Genomic DNA, 18,896 nt, shown 5'->3' with positions numbered 1-18,896 from the left:
CGACCGGATCGCCGATCGGGAGACGCCTAAACCAAAACCACAATGCGTCACAACAAACACCGCGCCTCCCTCGGCGTCACCGTCGAGCATCGCCGCGCGATGCTCTCCAACCTCGCCGCCGCGCTCATCACGCACGGCCGTATCCAAACCACGCTGACGAAGGCGAAGGCCCTGCGTCCGTTCATCGAGAAGGTCATCACCAAGGCCAAGAAGGCCGCGGCCAAGACCGAGAAGAAGGACGCGCTCCACCTGCGCCGTCTCGCGCTGTCGGACGTCCGCGACGAGACCGCCGTCACCAAGCTGTTCAACGAAACCTACAAGGAGTTCGCGGATCGCAACGGTGGCTATACCCGGATCTACAAGCTCGGCCAGCAGCGTCTTGGCGACGCCGCCGAGATGGCGCTGATCGAGTTCGTGAAGGCCGACGACCAGGGCTACAAGAAGTCCAAGGGCAAGAAGGCCTCCAAGTCCAAGGGCAAGGGCAAGAAGGCGAAAGCCACGCCTGCCGCCGAAGCCGCCGCTGCCGCAACGACCGAGGCCGCTCCGGCCGCCGAGCAGAAATAAGACGGAGCCGGCGAGTCCGCCGGCTTTGTTCTCCTCTCGCTTTCCTCAACGCGCCGACTCGCCGTCGGCGCGTTTTCTTTTTCTCCGTGGCGGCGATCGGCTCAGGCCAGACGCTGCCCCGCTGGATTCTGCGCTTCGCACGGAGCCAACAGTTCTGCCACGCTGAACGGGTTCGCGTCATGCTCGATCTCACCACCGCCGTCATCTTCTACTGCACGCTGGTCGCCCTCGTGTTCCTCGGCCTGTGGCTCTGGTATGACCGCCGCGATCACCGGACCTTCGAGCAGGAGCGGCGCAAGACGACCTTTCACTGCATTCGCTGCGACGAACTTTATACCGCGAAGGTCGGCACCGAGCTCGCGAAGTGCCCGCGCTGTGGTCACGAGAATACGCGACTGAAGTTCTGAACCGGTGGACGGTCGAGGGGGCGCGGCGATCTCCCTCCGGAGGCGACGCCGTTGCGTCTCGCGGAATTCCCGCCACGGTGCGGCCGTGAACTCGGAAGCGCGATCTGCAGATCCCGGTCGGAATCCGTCGCGCGCACGTGCCTGGCTCGGACGCATTCGCCGGGTCAAGCCGCTGCTGCTCTGCAACGCCGCGGTGTTTCTCTTCGCGTGCTGGGTGTTTGGCTTTGTCGCGGACGAAGTGCGGGAGCAGGAGCATCTGCAATGGGAGAAGCAGGTCATGCTCGCGTTGCGCACGGGCGAACCGCCGCATCCCATCGGGCCGCATTGGCTGGCGGAGGTCGCCCGCGATGTTACCGGACTCGGCAGCGTGGCCGTGCTCAGCTTCTTCGTTTTACTCGTGACTGCCTTTCTCCTGTTCACGCGCCGCCGCGTGGCGGCGCTGATTCTTCTCGCGGCCTCGTTCGGCGGTCTGGCGATCAATCACACCCTGAAAAGCGCGTTCAGCCGCGCCCGGCCCGACGAATCGCTGCGTCTGATCGAGATCGAGTCGTGGAGCTTTCCGAGTGGACACGCCATGTCGTCAGCGACGATTTACCTGACGCTCGCCGTGCTGCTCACGCGCCTGGTCGAGCGCCGGCGCGAGAAAACGCTCATCGTCGGCGCCGCACTCGTGATCAGCGCGCTGGTGGGCGTCAGCCGCGTGTTCCTTGGCGTGCATTATCCGAGCGATGTCGTGGCGGGGTGGGCCGCCGGAGTGGCGTGGGCGCAGGTGTGCTGGTTCGCGTCTTACCTTGTCAGCCGACGCGAACTGGAGCGAAACGCATAGACTGCCGGCCGCCTTCCAGCAGCCACACGACGCACGCGCATTCCCACCCAAAGGGAAGATAGCCGGCGTAGCCGAGCACCGGCATCTCGAACACGTGCCAGCGCTGCACGAACGGCACCGTGTAGATCCATTTCGCCGCGCTCCCGACGTTCCACATCTCCCAGAAAAAACCGCAGATGAGCGCGGCAGTCATCCAGCTCGCCGCCACTTGCCAATCGCCTCGCGCGATCTCCGACCACAACCCCTCCTGATGCCACCACAGGCCCGCGCCGAACATCAACGCCAGCGGCGCCAGCCACAGAGCCGGGTAGAGCCACTGCGGCGCGAAACCCACACCCAGCAGCGCGCCGCAGCCGCCCGCTGCCAGCCACCCTCCGGTCGCCGGGCGCGCGAGCCACGACCAGCGCGGTCCGGCGGCGGCTCGCGTAGCGAATTCTGGAAATGAGCCGACCCATTCGCGCGTGGTCGCGACCGCAGGGAGCACGGTCGAGAAACACAGCGAGGCCTGCGCGACATAGCCGGCTGAGCCCAAGTCCTGCACGCCGAGATAATGCCAGTTCAGCGCGAACCGGTTCAGCCATTCGAACAGCCACCAAAAAACCGCGCTCATTCCGAACAGCAGCGCGACGTAGCGTGGCCGCGCGAGCAGCAGACACGAGCCGGTGCGCCTCAGCGTGAGGGCGTTCACGACTGCGATGTAGCCGAGCCAGAGCGGAAAAAACGTGAACCGTTGCAGCGGAGCGAACCAGTCGAATCGCGTCCACGCCAGCAGCCACCACAGCAGAATCCATGCGACTGCCGCCGAGCCCCACACCGGCCACGCCTTGGGCGACACTGCGGACGCCCGCGCCCGCGCGATGCGCGGCGAACGCGTGCGAATCCAGGAAATGGAGACAGCGAGCAGCGGTGCCAGCACCAGCGCCACGGCGATCCAGGAGAACCGGACGTAGCCCGGCGGCAGCCCTAACCGCGGCGGAAACTGCAGCAGCGCGCCCAAGCTTCTTCCGGCCAGCGTCGCGCCCACTGCGGGCAACACGATCACCGCCGCGACAATTGCGCCGGCGGAAACGAGACGGGCGCGCGGACCGGGCATGCGGCAAAGGCATGCAAAAACCCCGCGGGGTCAACGCCCGCGGGGTCGGATGGCAGTCCGTGCCAACGATGGCTGCACGCCGCGCTCAGCTCGAGGCCTGATCGGCCGTCTCCGCTTTCTGATTCAAGCGGCTGGCGAGATGCGTGAGCTTCTTGTCGGTCATTTCTTCCTCGGCGATCGTCTGCTTCAGCAGCTTCGCGGCATCGTCGTAGTTCAGCACGCGCGCGAATGTCGACACGCTGCCATAGCCGGCGATTTCGTAGTGCTCGACCTTTTGCGCGGCGACGATCAGCGCCGCGTCGAGCACCGCCGGGTCGGCATCTTCATCGAGCGTTTCCTTCGCCTCGGCGATCAACCCGGCCATCGCCTTGCACGATTTTCCTTCGGGCGAGGTGCCGAGGCCCTTGAAGATTTGCTCGAGCCGGCGCGCGTGCTCCTTCGTTTCCTCGAGGTGAGTCTTGAAGCCGTCGCGAAGTTCGGACGCGTTCGCGGCCTGCGCCATCAACGGGAGTGCCTGCGCGAGTTGTTTCTCCGCGTCGTAGAGATCGCGGAGTTCGTGGATGAAGAGATCGTGTAGATTTTCGAGCGATTCCATAGGTGAATTCGGTTGTGGGTTGGAGATGCAGTGAGCGAGCGAACGAGTGAATTTACTCGTGCGGCGGCACGGCGTCTTTGGGGCGAAGGCGGAAGCGCGCGTGGAGAAAATTCCGTCGCGACTTCATGCTTGATCGCGTTTCAACGCGCGTCTTTCGCGCATCGCGATGCGCGATGCGAAATGAGCGTGTGGAAAAAATTATCCAGTTGGCCAGCGGTCTACAGTTTACAAAACGCCGTTCACCACGCCAATTTGGAGCTGGCGACACGCCTCGTGTGTGTTGCCGACACAAACCCCACAAAAAAAAGGAAAAACCAAATGGCTAAGAAAGCATCGAAGTCTGCCAAGAAGAGCGCTCCGAAGAAGAAGACGGCTGCCAAGAAGAAGAAGTAAGGGCGTCGGCTTTGCTCGACTCGCGATTCGGCAACGAGCCGCGAGCAGCAGAGACCGCTTGGAATTAGGCGCGCGGCTACGCGCGCCTATTTCGTTTTTGCCCGCGGCGGGAGCGCGGGATTCATGATGCCGGTCCTGGAGGGATGAGCGGCATCGCCGGCAGAGCCGGCACGCAGTTGGTCGTGAGCGGGCGATGGGCGTTGATGCAGCGCGCGCGCGGCAGACGAATCGCCCGCGAGAGGCTTGTTCTCCGACGGGTAATCTTCATCGCGGATGTTCACTGTATCCGGAGAAGGCATGACATCGCGACGGCTGCGCTCCGTGGTATCGAGGTCGGCGTCGCGGGGCACGTTGATCTTGTTCTTCGAGGTCGAATGAGACGGTTTCATCCGGCAACCTAGCGCAGAGCGACGGCGCTGTCGTGACTCGCTTTCCCCTCAGCGCGCGTGGAGGAAGTTCCGCCGGCGGCGTTTTCGCCGCCGTGCAGTTTGCGCTTTTTGCTCCGATCAGACGTGCACCTTGCCGGACGCGATGGGCGCCGGAGCGATTCAGTCGACTGCGCTGGCGGCACTTCCACGGTTGGCATTCCGCAAGCGTCGGCGCTCCTCATGAATCTGCACACGCTGTCCTTTCCAAGCCGGCGTCGCACGACGGCCGGTTCGCGTGCGGGCGCAGCGCGATCGCATCGCCGCAGTCGGCCGTGGCTGGTGGGCCTCGCGATTGTGCTGTTGCTGCTGCTCGCGATCCGTTTTGTCGGTTCTCCGATCGCCACCTCCATCGTGAATCGGAAGCTCGGCGCGCTCGAAGGCTTCGTCGGGAGAGTCGAGAGCGTCGATCTCTCCGTGTGGCGCGGCACGGTGAACGTGCGGAATTTCGTGCTGCGGGCCCGCGGTCGGGATCAGGATCCGCCACTTGCGTTTGTGCGCCAGGCGTCACTCACCGTCGCGCCGGCCGCGCTGTTTTCGGGGAAGCTGGGCGGCCGCGTGTTGATCGATGGAGCGGAATTCGACGCGGTGAAACACCGGCGGTTCAATGGTCCCGCGGACGCCGCGGAGGAGGCGAAGCAGGAAGTCGCGGAGAAGACCGACGACGTTGCGCGCTGGCAGGATGGGTTGCGCGAGGCGTTTCCGATGGAGCTCACGCGAGTCGAAGTCAGGAACGCCGCCTTCCGCTTCGTGGACGAAACGCACGACCCGAAGGTCGACGTGGGGATTCGCGATCTCCGCATCCTGGCGACGGATATCCAGAATCGGCCGAAGGCGAATGGCGATCCGTTGCCCGCCAAACTCGAACTCACGGGCGTCACGACGGGCGACGGCCGGCTCTCGCTTGCCGTGCAGCTGGACCCTTTGGCGGAGCAGCCGCGGTTGAAAGGCCGGATGGAAATCCGCGATCTGCAACTGCCGCCGTTCAACAGCTTCCTGCTCGCCTACGCGAACGCCGACGTTTCGCGCGGCACGTTCGAAATGTATATGGAGGTCGAGGCCGAAGGCGGTGGTTACAACGGCTACATCAAGCCGCTGGTGCATGACCTCGATTTTCGCACCGCGTCGGACAAGGACAAAAATGCCGCTGAACTCCTCGCCAAGAAGGTCGTGACTGTCGTCGCGTCCGTGTTTGAGAACGACGAGAAGAATCAGGTCGCGACGAAGGCACCGTTCTCGGGAAACTTCGAAGACAACCAGGTCGATATCTGGTCGACGATCGTGACGCTTTTCCGCAACGCCTTCGTGCAGGCGTTGCGCGGCGGTTTCGAGGGGCAAACGCCGAACCGCTAGAACGGGCTCACGCCACGCCCGGCCGCTGACATCGGCGCGCCAGATCCGCGGCAGCTCGCGCGGTGGTCGCGCGCGCAGCGGGATCAGCCAGGGTGCGCTCAGCGGTGGCGCCGACGGCGAGCGCGGCCCGACTCAGCGTTTCCCGGCGAGCGGGCAGGGTGGTGCGTTCCTCGATCTGCGCGATCGCCCACAGCAGGCGGTCGAGCACGACCACATTGTTCGTTCCGCTCTCGCGGATCTGATCGAAGGCCAACCCGACCATGTGGTCGAATTCCGCGCGCTGGGCGATGACTCGTAGTTTGCCGTCTTGCACGCGATAGGGCCATTCCGGCTGCCGGGCGGCGGGGTGCCGCAGCAGATCGGCGAGATGATTGATGCACAGCACTGCCGTGGTGGTGTCGTTCAACGACGGCGAAAGCGCGCGCAGGGCGACATCGACGATCTGGCGCAGCCCAAAGCTCGCGTCCTGTTCGATCGAGCGGGTGCGATCGATCGCGAAGGTCGTCGCAATCGCCGCGGTGGCGTCGGCGTTATTTTCGAGCGAACGGCTGGCGGAGACGAGCGGCGCGCCGCGCAAAATGAAATCGCCCACGCGCCCCTCCATGCGCAGCACGCAGTCCGTCTCGTTGGCCCAGCGCAGGAGCGTCGTTTCGTCGACCATCTGCAAGTAGCCGGTCGCGGGCGAGGCGATCGGATGCCAGTGAAGATCGTTGAGATCGCACGGGGGCGCGCCGGCTTCGCGGCCGAGGGTCTCGGGAAACAGCAAGGCGATCGCCGCATGCGTTTCCGTCGCCACGGCGGTGAGGATGGCGGACGCCTGAATGGCAGTCGCGACATGGTGAATGAAGTAGATCAGGCAGGTGACGCCGCAGAGCGCCAGCACCACGCCCACGAGCACAGCCAGCGCCGGCACATGCGAGGCATGGTCGCCGCCGCGGATCGAGGGGAGAACGACGAGACAGTAGGCGAAGACGCCGACAAAGACGCCGAGCACGGTCTGATTGCCCTGATCGCGCATGAAGTGGCGCAACACACGCGGCGAGTATTGCTGGGACGCCAGCGACAGCGCGACGATCGTGATCGAGAACGCGACGCCGGCGACCGTGATCATCGACGTCGCAATTGCGGAGAGCATCGCCCGCGAGCCTTCCGCGCCAAATCCGAATAAGACGGGCAACTCGTCTTGGGCGAGCATGGGGATGAAGTTGCCCACCGCGGAAAGGAAAAGTCCGAGCACCACCGCGAACAAGACGATGACCGAAGGAAGAAACCAGAGGCTGGACCTCAGCCGGATCCAAAGCGCCAGAAGACGGTGCATGGCCTCACAGTCAGCGTTTTGCCGATCAGGTTCGCCGGCGGGTCGCCGCCCACCGGGCCCGGGAGAGAAACGCGCTTGCTCCCACTCGGTCGCTTGCGTTGTGTTTTCCGTTTCCCACCTCGCACATGCCACAAACCATCGCCGTCCTGGACTTCGGTTCTCAGCTCACGCAGGTCATCGCGCGCCGCATTCGCGAGTGTCAGGTTTACTCGAAGATTTTCCACTTCGCGACGCCCGCGGCCAAGTTGCGCGAGGAAGGCGTGGTCGGCATCATCCTTTCCGGCGGCCCGCAGAGCGTTTACTCGAAGAACGCGCCGCATCCGGATCCGTCGATTTTCGAAATGGGCGTGCCGATCCTCGGCATCTGTTACGGCGTGCAGCTGATGGGGCACTTCCTCGGTGGCAAGGTCGAGCACAGCAAGGCCCGCGAATACGGTCACGGTCACCTCACGATCAAGCGTCCCGGCAAGCTCTTCGCCGGTCTGCCGCGCAAGCTGCGCATCTGGAACTCCCACGGCGACAAGCTCGCCAAACTGCCGCCCGGCTTCGTCGCGACCGCGATTTCGGACAACTCGCCTTACTCGGGCATCGAGGACGCGAAGCGCCGCTTTTACGGAATCCAGTTTCACCCGGAGGTTTTCCATACCGAGCGCGGCGTGGACATGATCCGCAACTTCCTCGTCAACGTCTGCGGTGCGAAACAGGAGTGGACGACGAAGGACTTCATCGCGCACGCGGTCGCCGACATCCGCGCGAAGGTCGGCAAGTCGCGCGTGATCCTCGGACTTTCCGGCGGCGTCGACTCGTCCGTGGCGGCTGCGCTGCTGCACAAGGCCATCGGCAAGCAGCTCACCTGCATTTTCGTCGACAACGGCCTCATCCGCAAAGGCGAGCGCGAGTATGTCGAAAAGCTTTACGCGAAACACTTCCACATCGACCTGCGCGTCGTCGATGCGTCGAAGCTGTTTCTCAAACGCCTGAAGGGCATCACGGAGCCCGAACAGAAGCGCAAGATCATCGGCCGCACGTTCGTCGAGGTTTTCGAGAAATCGTTGAAATCGATCAAGGGCAGCGCCGAGTTCCTCGCGCAGGGCACGCTGTATCCCGACGTGATCGAGAGCGTTTCGATCGGCAACAATCCCGCCTCGTTGATCAAAACGCACCACAATGTCGGCGGCCTGCCCGAGCGCATGAAGCTCAAGCTCATCGAGCCGCTGCGCGAGTTGTTCAAGGACGAGGTGCGCAAAGTCGGTTCGGCGCTGGGTCTGCCGAAGGAAGTCGTCTGGCGCCAGCCGTTCCCCGGCCCGGGTCTCGGCGTGCGCGTGATGGGCGAGATCACCGCCCAGAATCTCGAGATCTTGCGCAACGCTGACGCGGTGCTGCACGACGAGATGATGACGTCGGGTCTCTACTACAAGGTGTGGCAGTCGTTCTGCGTTTTCCTGCCGGTGCGCACCGTGGGCGTGTTCGGCGACGAACGCACCTACGACTACGTGATCGCGCTGCGCATCGTGGAAAGCGTCGACGCCATGACGGCCGACTGGGCGAAGGTCCCGCACGACATCTTGCAGCGCATCTCGAGTCGGATCACCAACGAGGTGCGTGGCGTCAGCCGCGTCGTCCTCGACATCAGCTCGAAGCCGCCCGCGACGATCGAGTGGGAATGATCCCGCGCGATCGTCCCGAAACGATCGCGCCGGGCGCGCTTCGCCGGGCTTCCCTCACGGCCCAAATTTGTTCAAGGTCGCTGCCATGATTTTGCCCTCCTTTCGCCGGCTCGCAGCCCTTGGCGGTCTGCTGTTCTTCGTGACCGCCGCGCTCGCCGCCGAACCGGCCATCATCGCGAAAGCCCGGGCGCGGCTCGCACCCGATGCGACGCTCGATGCGGTGCGTTCCATCCATTACGTCGGCACGCTCATCAGCCCGACACCCGGAAAGCCCGGCGAGGAGACCCGCAGCAAAATCGAGATCATCCTGCAGAAACCTTCGCAGCAGCGCATCGTGATCACGATGCCCGACGTGATCGAGGTGAGCGCGCTCGACGGTTACGAAGCGTGGAAACGCACGACCGCCGCGAACGATCCGACCAACTGGCAACAGCAGCAGCTCGGCGTCGAACAGATCCGGCAGCTCCGCGCGGATGTCTGGCAAAACCTGTATTTCTTCCGCGGTATCGAGAAGATCGGCGGCTCCGTCGAGGATCAGGGCAGCGTGACGATGAACGGTGTCGTTTGCCGCAAAATCGCGTTTTCCCACACGCCGACGCTCATCTACTACCGCTACTTCAACGCCGACACCGGCGAGCTCGTTTTCACGGGCGACGAACAGAACAACGTGCGCGAAGAGGGCGAGATCGTCGCCGGGGGAATTCGTTTTCCGAAGACCATCTTCATCACGCAGGTCCTCGCCAGCGGCGAGAAGGTCGAGCGGCGGATCGATTTCGAAACGATCACCGTCAACGAATCCTTCCCGGCAAGCCTCTTCGCCGTGCCGCTGCCCACGCTGAAGTAATCGCTCCACCTTTCCTCCAGCCCGACTTTTCGCTTTTCTTGTAGATCCGTGCGCACGCTTCATCACGCCGCCAAGTCCTTCCAAGCCGATCTCGCTGCCTTCTGCCGCACCGCTTCCGTGCCGCGCGAGATCACCGATGCGGTGACGGCGATCCTCGCCGACGTGCGTGAGCGCGGCGACGAAGCCGTCGTGTATTACGCGGCGAAGTTCGACGGCGCCAAGCTTCGCGCCCGCGATCTGCGCGTGAAGCCCACGGAACTCGAAGCCGCCGCGAAACGCCTGCCCGCCGCGGAGCGGAAAGCCATCGCCGCCGCGCACGAAAACATCGTCGCCTACAATCGTCGCGGCCTCCCGAAGGGCTGGACCGCCAAGAATCCGCACGGCGCACAGGTCGGCGAAAAGTTCGACCCGTTGCAACGTGTCGGCCTCTACGTTCCAGGCGGCCAGGTGCCGCTGGTTTCGACCGTGTTGATGACGGTGACGCTCGCAAAGATCGCCGGCTGTCCCGAGATCGCGGTGTTCACGCCGTGCAACTCGGAAGGCAAGATCGCCGACGGCCTGCTCGCGGCGCTGCACTTTCTCGGCATCGATGAAGTTTACCGCGTCGGTGGCGTGCAGGCTGTCGGCGCGATGGCCTACGGCACGGCGACGATTCGGCCGGTCGATAAAATCTTTGGTCCGGGCAACGCCTACACGTGCGAAGCGATGCGACAGGTGTTCGGCGTCGTCGGCGTCGCGGGTTTGCCCGGCCCGAGCGAGGTCATGGTGATCGCTGACGACACCGCCCGCGCCGACTATGCGGCGGCGGATCTGCTCGCCCAAGCCGAACACGGCTCCGGACGCGAAAAGATCTATCTCGTCGCGACGTCCGCCAAGATCCTCGAAGCGATCGTGCAGCAGGTGGGCGAACAACTTCTCACGCTTTCGCGCCTCGAGAAGACGCGCCGCGTGCTGCAGGACGGATTTCTCGCCATCGAGGTCAAGACCCTCGCACAAGCGGCGGAGGTCGCGAACTACGTGGCACCCGAACATCTCGAGCTGCTCGTCTCCGACAGCGCCGCGCGGACGCTGACGAAGAACATCACCACCGCGGGCGCGATCCTGATCGGCAACGACACGCCGACGGCGCTGGGCGACTTCACGGCCGGTCCGAGTCACGTGCTGCCGACGGGGCGCGCGGGACGTTTCTTCAGCGGCATGCGCGTGGCGGATTTTCTCCGCCGCACCAGCATCGTTCGTTACGACCGCAAGAGCATCAAGAAAGCCGAGCCCGTCGTGGCGGCGTTTGCGGCGATGGAGCAGCTCGACGCCCACGGCCGCTCGGCACGGATTCGCGTCGAATAGGTGCGGCTTTACGCCGCGGCCCAAGTTCTGCGAAGCTTTCGTTTCGCGGCCTCGAAAGCCGCCACGTATGCCCGATCTCCCGTCCCTCGCTCTCCCACACGTTGCGAAACTTCACGCCTACACGCCCGGTCTTCAGCCGACCGAAGCGGGCTGGGTGAAGCTCAACACCAACGAATGTCCTTATCCGCCGAGTCCGCGCGTCGCCGAAGCGATCCGCCGCGAGCTCGGCGCCGACGGCGCGTCCCTGCGACTTTATCCGAATCCGAAAAGCGCTCCGCTGCGTGCCGCCGTCGCGAAGCTGCACGGACTGCGCGAGGAAAACGTGATCATCGGCAACGGCTCCGACGATATTTTGAATCTGCTCGTGCGGACGTTTTGTAGCGCGGGAGCGGGAGACCGCGTCGCACAAGGAGGGCAAAGAACGCCGATCGCGGATGCCGTCGCCGGGTTCACCTTTCCCAGCTACTCGCTCTATCCGGTGCTCGTCGCGATCCAGGACGGCCGCAGCACGGTCGTAGAGTTCGACCGTTCGATGAAGCTGCCGATTGAGCGCATCGCCGGATCGAAGGCGCGCGCGTTTTTCCTGACCTCGCCCAACGCGCCGACAGGCGTCGCGTTCCCGAACGCGGAACTTGAGGAGATCCTGCAGCGTTTCGACGGGCTGCTGATGGTCGACGAAGCCTATGCGCCGTTTGCGACGGAGAGCGCCGTCGCGCTGCTCGCGCATTATCCGCGCCTCGTGATCGTGCGCACGCTGTCGAAGGCACACGCGCTCGCCGGCATCCGCGTCGGTTACGCGCTCGCGCACCCACAGGTGATCGAGCTTCTGGATCGCGTTCGCGACAGCTACAACGTCAGCCGGCTCTCGCAGGCGGCCGCCCTCGCGGCGATCGAGGATCCCGATTACTACGCGGGCGTGACGGCGAAGGTCGTCGCGACGCGCGACGCGGCGCTCGCGAACTTCGACCGCCGCGGCTGGTTCACCTATCGCTCGCAGGCGAATTTCATCTTCACGGAGCCGAAAAACGCGCGCGGCGAATCCGGTCCGGCCGTCGCGAAATCCGCTTACGATTTCCTTTTCGCGCGCAAGGTGTTGGTCCGCTACTTCGCGAGCCACGCCTTGACCGCCTCCTTCCTCCGCATCAGCGTCGGCACGGACGACGAGATGCTCGTCCTGCAAAACACCCTCGACGCATGGCTCAAGGCAACTCCAACCGCGTAGCAACCGTCCACCGCCAGACGGCGGAGACGGACATCACGCTGACGCTGGCGATCGACGGTCGCGGCGCGGCGAAGATCGAAACGGGCATCCCGTTCTTCGATCACATGCTCACGCTGTTCGCGAAGCACGGCTTGTTCGATCTGACCGTGAAGGCGAAGGGCGATGTCGACGTCGATTATCACCACACGGTCGAGGATGTCGGGCTCGTGCTCGGGCAGGCGTTCAAGGAGGCGCTGGGCGACAAGCTCGGCCTCTCGCGCTACGGCTTTTTCCTGCTGCCGATGGACGAGTCGCTGGCGCGGGTCGTCGTCGATCTCGGCGGCCGGCCGCATCTCGTTTACGAGGCGGAGGCACCGACGATGTTCGTGCGCGATTTCAATATCGTGCTCGTGAAGGAGTTTTGCCGCGCGTTCAGCAACGCGCTCGGCGCGAACCTGCATGTGAAACTCCTCTACGGTGAGGAGCCGCATCACGTGGCCGAGGCGATCTTCAAGGGCCTGGGTCGCGCGCTCGACGCCGCGACGCGGATCGATCCGCGCGCCGCGGATCTGCTGCCCTCGACAAAAGGCAAGCTCTGATCGGTTTTGGGTTCCGGGTTTTGAGTTTTGGGTTCGTTTGCAATCCAACCCAAAACCCTAAACTCAAAACCAGTTAACTGATGAGTCCGCGAATCGCCGTCATCGATAACGGAATCTGCAATCTCCGCAGCGTCACCAAGGCGCTCGAAGCGGTGGGCGCGGAGCCGCGCGTTGTGCGCACGCCCGAGGAAGTCGCGGCGGCCAGCGCCACCGGACTCGTGCTGCCGGGCGTCGGCGCGCTGCGCGACTGCGTGGCGGCGCTGCGGGCGACGAAACTCGATGCGACCGTGCGCGACTGGATCGCGGCGGATCGACCGTTTCTCGGCGTGTGTCTCGGCATGCAGGCACTCTTCGATCGTTCGGAGGAGGGCGGCGGCGTGGTCGGTCTCGGCATTTTTCAGGGCAAGGTGATCCGCTTTCAGCGCCCGCCGGAGTTCAAGATTCCGCACATGGGTTGGAATACCGTGCGCTTCGTGCAGTCGGATTCTCCGCTGGCGAACTCGCTCGGCGTGGACAACGAGTCGTTTTATTTCGTGCACAGCTATCACTGCGTGCCGGAAGATCCGACGCTGGTTTTGGCGGAGTGCGATTACGGCGGCGTGTTCACTGCGGCGATCGGTCGCGGCCGCTGTTTCGCCACGCAGTTTCACCCCGAGAAAAGTCAGGCCAAGGGGCTTGCGATCTATCGTAACTTCGCCGCGGTGGCCGCGCGCGGCTGATCAGATTTCGCGATAGCGGGCATAATCTCCGCTACGTCATGCGCCCGCCGTATGAAAACGGAAGCGTGGGCAGAAGATTGCTTTGCAAGCGGCCTGGAATTGGCTTCGTTTCGGCCGTCTATGTCGAACCCCGTTTCCGCCACCCTCCGCTTTGACAACAAGGACTATAAGCTGCCGGTGTTGACCGGCTCGGAAGGTGAACGCGCGATAGATATTTCGAAGCTGCGGACGGAATCGGGTGCGATCACTTACGACGACGGTTTCGGCAACACCGGTTCCTGCCAGAGTGCGATCACCTTCATCGACGGCGAGGCTGGCATCCTGCGTTATCGCGGTTACCCGATTGATCAGCTCGCGGAGAAATCCAGTTTCGTCGAGACGGCTTATCTCGTCATTTACGGCGAGCTGCCGACGCCCGATCAGCGCCGCGATTTTTCCCGCCGGCTTTCGGCGCACTCACGCCTGCGCGAGGGCATGCTGCGTTTCATCCAGAACTTTCCGCGCGACTCGCATCCGATGGCGGTGTTGTCCGCGACGTTCAACGCCCTCGGGGCCTATTATCCGCACCTCGCGAGCAACAATCATCAGAGCGATCTCGAGCATTTCGACGAGGCGGCGGCGATCGCGATTTCGAAGGTGCGCACCATCGCAGCGCACACGTATCGGGTGAACAACGGCCTGCCGTTCAACTACCCGCGCCCGAACTTCGGCTACTGCGAGAACTTCCTGCACCTGATGTTCTCGGAGCCGTATAACGAATACGTCCCGACCGCGGAGGTCGCATCCGCGCTGAATCTGTTTCTCCTCCTGCACGCGGATCACGAGCAGAACTGCTCCACGTCGACCGTGCGCATGGTCGCTTCCGCGGGCGCGAACCTGTTCGCGTCGATCTCCGCGGGCGTCAACGCCCTCTGGGGCCCGCTCCACGGCGGCGCCAACATGGCGGTGATCGAGATGCTGCAAAGCATCCACGACGAAGGCGACGACGGCACGAAGTTCATCGCCGCGGCGAAAGCCGGCAAGGGCGAGCGCCTGATGGGCTTCGGCCACCGCGTTTATAAGAACTACGACCCGCGCGCGAAGATCATCAAGGCCAGCTTCTACAAGGCGCTGGGCTCGCTCGGCATCAAGGACGACCCGCTCCTGAACATCGCGATGAAGCTCGAAGAGGTGGCGTTGAACGACGACTACTTCGTGTCGCGCAAATTGTATCCAAACGTCGACTTCTACTCGGGCCTGATCATGCGCGCGCTCGGGATTCCGTTGAACATGTTCACGGTGATGTTCGCGATCGGTCGCATGCCCGGTTGGATCGCCCAGTGGCGCGAGGTGGCGCAGAACCCGAAGCTGAAGATCTACCGTCCGCGCCAGATTTACGTCGGCGCGCCGAAGCGCGACTTCGTGCCGATGGAGCGCCGCGGGTAACGTTGGTTTTTGTAGGGCGGGGTCTCCTGACCCCGCCGGTATCGAATACGGCAAAAGGCTGAAGCTGCGGCGGGGGCGGCGACCCCCGCCCGGCATCCTCGAGTTGGCTGGCGCCTATTTCTTGTGCTCGGCGTGAAACACGTCCTCGAGCGCGAGTCCGGTCAACGTTCGCAGTTTTGACAGGAGCCGCCAGAGCGCGAACATCGTCATCGCCATGCTGGGCACCACGATCACCGGCCAGCTCAACAGATGCATGCGACCGAGCTGCGCATTGAACTCCGGCGTGCCGGCCGGGCCGGTCAGCAGGTAGCGCGCGAGCCCGAAGTTCAGCACGGCGCTGACGAAAAACGAAAGCGCGAGCAGGTAGCTGGAGGTCACGAGCAGCCGGTCGAATTCAGCGCGTGTGCCCCGCAACGCGAGCGCGGTGTCCACGCGGGCCACGTCGATCACCTGTTCGTTGTAGAGCATCGTGCGCACGAGCGGCCGACGCGTCTTCAACGATAGCAGAACCGCGAGGCCGATGACGGTGGGGACGGCGGCTTCTTTCACCGCGAACCAAAAACCGCCGATGTGCAGCAAACCGAGACCGCCGGTGAGCAGCACGCTGACGAAGCCGATGATCGAAATGAAATTCGCCCGCCGCCGCCGCAGGAAATCCCAGATCCCGTAGCCGAGGGGAAACGCGAGCGCGACGACCAGACCCAGGACCGGGCCGAGCCGTTCGGGCGTGCTGAACTTCGACAGAATGATCGCGGGCAGCGCGACGTTCAGCAGCAGGTTGAGCAGGAGGTTTTCCTTTTTCGGCGTCGGTGAGCTTTCCGGCATCGGGACGCCAAAAAAGCCAGCAACTGCGCGGGGCGGCGATTCATTTCTTGGTTTATCGCCACTCCAATTTATAGTCCGCTGCTCCCGCATGATTCTCCTCGGCGTAAACATCGATCATTGCGCGACGCTGCGTCAGGCCCGCTACCGCTCGGCCGACGCTACCAGCGGCGGGACCGTCGAACCCGATCCGGTCGCGCTGGCGCAACTCGCCGAACGCGCCGGCGCCGACGGGATCACCGTGCACCTGCGCGAGGACCGCCGGCACATCCAGGACCGCGACGTCTGGCGGTTGCGCGAATCGATCGCAACCCGGCTCAATTTCGAGATGGCCTGCACGCCGGCGATGACCGAAGTCGCGCTCAAATTGAAGCCGGATTCCGTCTGCCTCGTTCCCGAGAACCGGCAGGAGATCACCACCGAGGGCGGGCTCGACGTCGTCGCCAATCGCGAGCGCGTGCGCGCGTGCGTCGACGCCATGAACGCCGCCGGCATCAAGACGAGCCTCTTCATCGATCCCGACGAGGCGCAGATCGAACTCGCGGCGGAATTGAAGGCGCCGTGGATCGAACTCCACACCGGCGCGTATGCCAGCGGGTATTTTCAGGCGGCGAAGCGCGCTCACGAGTTTCAGCGGCTGCGGCTGGGCGCCGTCCGCGCGCACGACCTCGGTCTGATCGTCAACGCCGGCCATGGCATCAACTATGTGAACATTGCCGAAGTGCGCACGCTGCCGCACCTGCACGAGTTGAACATCGGTCACAGCATCGTCAGCCGCGCGCTCTTCACCGGAATCGAGGAAGCGGTGCGCGAGATGAAGGCCCGCATGAACCCCTGACCGCTCCGGCGCAGACGCGGATGAACATTCAACTTCCTCCCGGCGGCATCCTGATCGGTCTCGGCGCGGACATCATCGAAGTCTCCCGGATTCGCAGTGTGCTGCTGCGCCATGGCGATCGTTTCCTCGAGCGCATCTTGACGGAGGAGGAGCGGGCGTATTGCTCGGCGCTCGCGCATCCCGACAAGCACATCGCCGCCCGCTTCGCCGCGAAGGAGGCGGTTTCGAAATGCTTCACGACCGGCATCGGCTCGGAGCTCGGATGGAAGTCGATCTCGGTTTACCACGGCTCGCGTCACGAGCCGCTGGTGCGGCTGGACGAACAAGGCCAGGCCTTGCTGAAACACGTGGGCGGCACGCATGTGATGCTTTCGCTTTCTCACACCGATAACTACGCGATGGCGGTCGCGGCCTTGGTGCGGGCCTGACTTTCACCATGGACGATTTCGAAAAAGAGCGGCCCATCTCGCCCGCGCGGCTATCGAAGACGCCGTCGTGGATCACGCTCGGATTCGTGCTCGGGGCGCTGTTCGTGCTCGCGTTGCCCAAACGCGAAACGCCGCGCGCGCCGGTGATCGCGCCGCCGCCGGAGGCGACCCTGAAAAAACTCGAGCGTCCGAAGATGACGGAAATCGAGGCGGTGTTCAGCGACTGGGGCGACGCGGCGATCTGGCAGAACGATCGCACGGAAGTCGCGCTGTGGGATGCGGAGCGGCGGGCGTATTCGATCCTCTTCGAGGTGTTGCGCGACGGTGAGCATTATTACTTTCGTTCGATCGACCGGCTGACGCGGCCGCTGGTCACCACGGGCGCACCGGAAAATTCGCCGCTGCTGTTCACGACCCCCGTCGTGGCGCCGCGGGAACGGCGTTCCGACGCGTTGCTCAATCTGCGACCGCCCGTGATGACGCCGCCAGAGCGACCGGCCCCCACGCCGGTGCCCGCCGAGCCGAAACGCGGAGACTGATCCGATGCTCGCCGGCACGCATCCCCTGCTTTCCTGCGACGAAGCGCGCGAACTGGAGGCGGCGTTGTTTGGCGGCGACGAAACGAAGGAGTGGCGGGCGATGCAGCAGGCGGGCGCCGCGATCGCCGCGGCGGTGCTGCGGGATTTCGAGGAGATCGGCGGGATCGCGCCGCGCGGTCGCGTGCTCGTGCTCGTCGGCAAGGGCCACAACGGCGGCGATGCGCTGATCGCCGCCGAGCAGCTTCTCGCCGCGCGCGCGGGCCTCGAGGCCGACGTGGTATTTGCGTTCGGCGAGCGGGCACTCCGACCGCTCACACAGCGGGCCTGGCGCAGCCTTGCGGGGGGCATGAGCGCACGGGTGCGCGTGCGGCCAGCGGAGGCGGCGCTGGAGAACTACGAACTCTGTCTCGACGGGATCTTCGGATTTCAATTTCGCCCGCCGGTCGACGCCGACGTTTCCGCGCTGCTCGACCGCGTGAACGGCACCGCGATCCGGCTGCGGGCCGCGGTCGATCTGCCCAGCGCGGACCGGTTTCAGGCGGATTTCACCTACGCGACGGGTTCGGTGAAACGTCCCATCGTGGACAACGAGCGCGCGGGTCGTATCCGTTATCTGAATCTCGGTTTTTTTGCCTCGAGCGAGCGAGCCGGCGCGGAGCGCGTGCTGACTCCGGACGTGCTCGCGCCGTTGCGCGGGTTGCGCGGGCCGCGCTGCGACAAGCGCACTTACGGCCACCTTTTTCTCGTCGGCGGTTCGCGGAGTTATCCCGGCGCGGTCCTGATGACCGCGCAGGCGGCGCTGCGCAGCGGCGTGGGTTTGCTGACCGTGTTCGCGCCGGAATCGCTGGTGTCTGCGTTTGCGGCGCAGGTGCCGGAGGCGATCTGGGTCGGCTGGCCGGAAACGCCGGACGGCGGGCTGGCGCTGGAAGGACTGCATTTGTTGCACGAGCGAATCGAGCGGGCTTCGGCGCTCGTCGTCGGGCCGGGCCTGGCGCGCGAGCCGGAAACGCTCGCGCTTGCGCAGGAGATCGTGAGCACCGCGACCGTTGCCGTGCTGCTCGACGCGGATGCGCTCCAGGCCGATATCGTGCGGGCGCGAAAAGGTCCGCTGCTCGTGACGCCGCACGCCGGCGAATTCGCCCGGATCGCGGGGCCGCAGGATCTGGCGACGTTCGCGGCAGAGACGGGAATCGTGACCGTGCTGAAAGGCCCGGTGACCAAGGTCGCGCACCGCACCAAGACTGGCGTGGAGATTTATCATTCGTTTTTCGGCGGGCCCGTGCTCGCGCGCGGAGGCAGCGGCGATGTGCTGGCAGGCGTGATCGGAGGCTTGCTGGCGCAGCAACCGGAGCAGCCGCTCGCCGCGGCAGCGCGAGGCTTGGTCTGGCATGGCCGCGCGGCGGATTTGCTGGCGCGTCGGCGCGGACAGGTGGCGGCGCGCACGACGGAACTGATCGAAACGTTGCCCGACGCGTTGCGGCTTGCGGAGTAGCTGG

21 protein-coding genes are annotated in these 18,896 nt (G+C 64.6%); 16 read left to right on the top strand and 5 right to left on the bottom strand.

Features of this window, described 5'->3' with window-relative positions:
• Positions 1 to 42: 42 nt before the first annotated feature.
• From rplQ to AC6RV7_RS16060, 3 genes are all read left to right on the top strand, one after another.
• Positions 43 to 564 (top strand): 50S ribosomal protein L17, encoded by a 522-nt coding sequence (gene rplQ, locus AC6RV7_RS16070; protein WP_500095045.1) that lies wholly within the window; start codon positions 43 to 45, stop codon positions 562 to 564.
• Between the two features lie 179 nt (positions 565 to 743).
• Positions 744 to 971 carry a hydrogenase nickel incorporation protein HypA gene (locus tag AC6RV7_RS16065; RefSeq protein WP_500095044.1) on the top strand — a complete coding sequence of 76 codons (228 nt, stop codon included), beginning with the start codon at positions 744 to 746 and terminating at the stop codon, positions 969 to 971.
• Positions 972 to 1,056: 85 nt separating this feature from the next.
• A complete protein-coding gene (locus AC6RV7_RS16060) occupies positions 1,057 to 1,797 on the top strand; it encodes a phosphatase PAP2 family protein (protein WP_500095043.1) in 741 nt (246 codons plus the stop codon).
• Here AC6RV7_RS16060 and AC6RV7_RS16055 read toward each other — a convergent pair.
• Both AC6RV7_RS16055 and AC6RV7_RS16050 read right to left on the bottom strand, forming a co-directional pair.
• Positions 1,766 to 2,890 carry a hypothetical protein gene (locus tag AC6RV7_RS16055; protein ID WP_500095042.1) on the bottom strand — a complete coding sequence of 375 codons (1,125 nt, stop codon included), beginning with the start codon at positions 2,888 to 2,890 and terminating at the stop codon, positions 1,766 to 1,768. The genes AC6RV7_RS16060 and AC6RV7_RS16055 overlap by 32 nt on opposite strands.
• Positions 2,891 to 2,975: 85 nt before the next feature.
• The gene (locus tag AC6RV7_RS16050) at positions 2,976 to 3,485 is read right to left on the bottom strand and encodes a ferritin-like domain-containing protein (protein ID WP_500095041.1); all 510 of its coding nucleotides are present in this window, start codon (positions 3,483 to 3,485) and stop codon (positions 2,976 to 2,978) included.
• A gap of 129 nt (positions 3,486 to 3,614) precedes the next feature.
• Here AC6RV7_RS16050 and AC6RV7_RS16045 point away from each other — a divergent pair, with 129 nt between their 5' ends.
• Positions 3,615 to 3,878: a hypothetical protein gene (locus AC6RV7_RS16045; protein WP_500095040.1), complete on the top strand. Its 264-nt coding sequence runs from the start codon at positions 3,615 to 3,617 to the stop codon at positions 3,876 to 3,878.
• Between the two features lie 86 nt (positions 3,879 to 3,964).
• Here the strand turns inward: AC6RV7_RS16045 and AC6RV7_RS16040 are convergent, their stop codons facing one another.
• Positions 3,965 to 4,267, bottom strand: coding sequence for a hypothetical protein (locus tag AC6RV7_RS16040; RefSeq protein WP_500095039.1), 303 nt, complete (start codon positions 4,265 to 4,267; stop codon positions 3,965 to 3,967).
• Positions 4,268 to 4,486: 219 nt separating this feature from the next.
• Between AC6RV7_RS16040 and AC6RV7_RS16035 the strand changes: the two genes are divergently transcribed.
• Positions 4,487 to 5,656 (top strand): hypothetical protein, encoded by a 1,170-nt coding sequence (locus tag AC6RV7_RS16035; RefSeq protein ID WP_500095038.1) that lies wholly within the window; start codon positions 4,487 to 4,489, stop codon positions 5,654 to 5,656.
• Between the two features lie 7 nt (positions 5,657 to 5,663).
• On the opposite strand, the gene AC6RV7_RS16030 is transcribed toward AC6RV7_RS16035, so the two are convergent.
• Entirely contained in the window at positions 5,664 to 6,974 is a 1,311-nt protein-coding gene (locus AC6RV7_RS16030; RefSeq protein ID WP_500095037.1) for a DUF2254 domain-containing protein, read from the bottom strand.
• A gap of 125 nt (positions 6,975 to 7,099) precedes the next feature.
• Between AC6RV7_RS16030 and guaA the strand changes: the two genes are divergently transcribed.
• The 7 genes from guaA (at position 7,100) to AC6RV7_RS15995 (ending at position 14,773) form a co-directional block, all read left to right on the top strand.
• A complete protein-coding gene (gene guaA, locus AC6RV7_RS16025; RefSeq protein ID WP_500095036.1) occupies positions 7,100 to 8,641 on the top strand; it encodes a glutamine-hydrolyzing GMP synthase in 1,542 nt (513 codons plus the stop codon).
• 85 nt (positions 8,642 to 8,726) lie between these two features.
• A complete protein-coding gene (locus tag AC6RV7_RS16020) occupies positions 8,727 to 9,485 on the top strand; it encodes a hypothetical protein (RefSeq protein WP_500095035.1) in 759 nt (252 codons plus the stop codon).
• Positions 9,486 to 9,533: 48 nt separating this feature from the next.
• Positions 9,534 to 10,829: a histidinol dehydrogenase gene (gene hisD / locus AC6RV7_RS16015; protein WP_500095034.1), complete on the top strand. Its 1,296-nt coding sequence runs from the start codon at positions 9,534 to 9,536 to the stop codon at positions 10,827 to 10,829.
• Between the two features lie 67 nt (positions 10,830 to 10,896).
• Positions 10,897 to 12,051 carry a pyridoxal phosphate-dependent aminotransferase gene (locus tag AC6RV7_RS16010; protein WP_500095033.1) on the top strand — a complete coding sequence of 385 codons (1,155 nt, stop codon included), beginning with the start codon at positions 10,897 to 10,899 and terminating at the stop codon, positions 12,049 to 12,051.
• Positions 12,024 to 12,629 carry an imidazoleglycerol-phosphate dehydratase HisB gene (hisB, locus tag AC6RV7_RS16005; protein WP_500095032.1) on the top strand — a complete coding sequence of 202 codons (606 nt, stop codon included), beginning with the start codon at positions 12,024 to 12,026 and terminating at the stop codon, positions 12,627 to 12,629. Before AC6RV7_RS16010 ends, hisB begins: the two co-directional genes overlap by 28 nt.
• An 80-nt stretch (positions 12,630 to 12,709) precedes the next feature.
• A complete protein-coding gene (hisH, locus tag AC6RV7_RS16000) occupies positions 12,710 to 13,348 on the top strand; it encodes an imidazole glycerol phosphate synthase subunit HisH (protein ID WP_500095031.1) in 639 nt (212 codons plus the stop codon).
• A 120-nt stretch (positions 13,349 to 13,468) separates the two neighbouring features.
• On the top strand, positions 13,469 to 14,773 hold the full coding sequence (locus tag AC6RV7_RS15995; protein ID WP_500095030.1) for a citrate synthase: 1,305 nt from the start codon (positions 13,469 to 13,471) through the stop codon (positions 14,771 to 14,773).
• A gap of 114 nt (positions 14,774 to 14,887) precedes the next feature.
• Here AC6RV7_RS15995 and AC6RV7_RS15990 read toward each other — a convergent pair whose 3' ends face one another.
• On the bottom strand, positions 14,888 to 15,598 hold the full coding sequence (locus AC6RV7_RS15990; protein WP_500095029.1) for a VC0807 family protein: 711 nt from the start codon (positions 15,596 to 15,598) through the stop codon (positions 14,888 to 14,890).
• Between the two features lie 88 nt (positions 15,599 to 15,686).
• On the opposite strand from AC6RV7_RS15990, the gene AC6RV7_RS15985 reads away from it, so the two are divergent.
• From AC6RV7_RS15985 to AC6RV7_RS15970, 4 genes are read left to right on the top strand one after another with little or no spacing between them, the layout of a single operon-like run.
• A complete protein-coding gene (locus AC6RV7_RS15985) occupies positions 15,687 to 16,433 on the top strand; it encodes a pyridoxine 5'-phosphate synthase (RefSeq protein WP_500095028.1) in 747 nt (248 codons plus the stop codon).
• A 50-nt stretch (positions 16,434 to 16,483) separates the two neighbouring features.
• Positions 16,484 to 16,861, top strand: a complete 378-nt coding sequence (gene acpS / locus AC6RV7_RS15980; RefSeq protein WP_500095656.1) for a holo-ACP synthase — start codon at positions 16,484 to 16,486, stop codon at positions 16,859 to 16,861.
• 8 nt (positions 16,862 to 16,869) lie between these two features.
• Positions 16,870 to 17,400 (top strand): hypothetical protein, encoded by a 531-nt coding sequence (locus tag AC6RV7_RS15975; RefSeq protein WP_500095027.1) that lies wholly within the window; start codon positions 16,870 to 16,872, stop codon positions 17,398 to 17,400.
• A gap of 4 nt (positions 17,401 to 17,404) precedes the next feature.
• Positions 17,405 to 18,892 carry an NAD(P)H-hydrate dehydratase gene (locus AC6RV7_RS15970; protein WP_500095026.1) on the top strand — a complete coding sequence of 496 codons (1,488 nt, stop codon included), beginning with the start codon at positions 17,405 to 17,407 and terminating at the stop codon, positions 18,890 to 18,892.
• The last annotated feature ends 4 nt before the right edge of the window (positions 18,893 to 18,896 follow it).

It is taken from the genome of Opitutus sp. sgz309028 (genome assembly GCF_059821195.1).
Note: the sequence above shows the minus strand (reverse complement) of the source record. Positions and strands in the feature narration are given on the sequence as shown.

Bases quoted from the DNA above. Each gene is read 5' to 3' on its own strand.
- rplQ (WP_500095045.1), top strand. From the start codon at position 43: ATGCGTCACAACAAACACCGCGCCTCCCTCGGCGTCACCGTCGAGCAT.
- AC6RV7_RS16065 (WP_500095044.1), top strand. From the start codon at position 744: ATGCTCGATCTCACCACCGCCGTCATCTTCTACTGCACGCTGGTCGCC.
- AC6RV7_RS16055 (WP_500095042.1), bottom strand. From the start codon at position 2,890: ATGCCCGGTCCGCGCGCCCGTCTCGTTTCCGCCGGCGCAATTGTCGCG.
- AC6RV7_RS16050 (WP_500095041.1), bottom strand. From the start codon at position 3,485: ATGGAATCGCTCGAAAATCTACACGATCTCTTCATCCACGAACTCCGC.
- AC6RV7_RS16040 (WP_500095039.1), bottom strand. From the start codon at position 4,267: ATGAAACCGTCTCATTCGACCTCGAAGAACAAGATCAACGTGCCCCGC.
- AC6RV7_RS16035 (WP_500095038.1), top strand. From the start codon at position 4,487: ATGAATCTGCACACGCTGTCCTTTCCAAGCCGGCGTCGCACGACGGCC.
- AC6RV7_RS16030 (WP_500095037.1), bottom strand. From the start codon at position 6,974: ATGCACCGTCTTCTGGCGCTTTGGATCCGGCTGAGGTCCAGCCTCTGG.
- guaA (WP_500095036.1), top strand. From the start codon at position 7,100: ATGCCACAAACCATCGCCGTCCTGGACTTCGGTTCTCAGCTCACGCAG.
- AC6RV7_RS16020 (WP_500095035.1), top strand. From the start codon at position 8,727: ATGATTTTGCCCTCCTTTCGCCGGCTCGCAGCCCTTGGCGGTCTGCTG.
- AC6RV7_RS16010 (WP_500095033.1), top strand. From the start codon at position 10,897: ATGCCCGATCTCCCGTCCCTCGCTCTCCCACACGTTGCGAAACTTCAC.
- hisB (WP_500095032.1), top strand. From the start codon at position 12,024: ATGGCTCAAGGCAACTCCAACCGCGTAGCAACCGTCCACCGCCAGACG.
- hisH (WP_500095031.1), top strand. From the start codon at position 12,710: ATGAGTCCGCGAATCGCCGTCATCGATAACGGAATCTGCAATCTCCGC.
- AC6RV7_RS15995 (WP_500095030.1), top strand. From the start codon at position 13,469: ATGTCGAACCCCGTTTCCGCCACCCTCCGCTTTGACAACAAGGACTAT.
- AC6RV7_RS15990 (WP_500095029.1), bottom strand. From the start codon at position 15,598: ATGCCGGAAAGCTCACCGACGCCGAAAAAGGAAAACCTCCTGCTCAAC.
- AC6RV7_RS15985 (WP_500095028.1), top strand. From the start codon at position 15,687: ATGATTCTCCTCGGCGTAAACATCGATCATTGCGCGACGCTGCGTCAG.
- AC6RV7_RS15975 (WP_500095027.1), top strand. From the start codon at position 16,870: ATGGACGATTTCGAAAAAGAGCGGCCCATCTCGCCCGCGCGGCTATCG.
- AC6RV7_RS15970 (WP_500095026.1), top strand. From the start codon at position 17,405: ATGCTCGCCGGCACGCATCCCCTGCTTTCCTGCGACGAAGCGCGCGAA.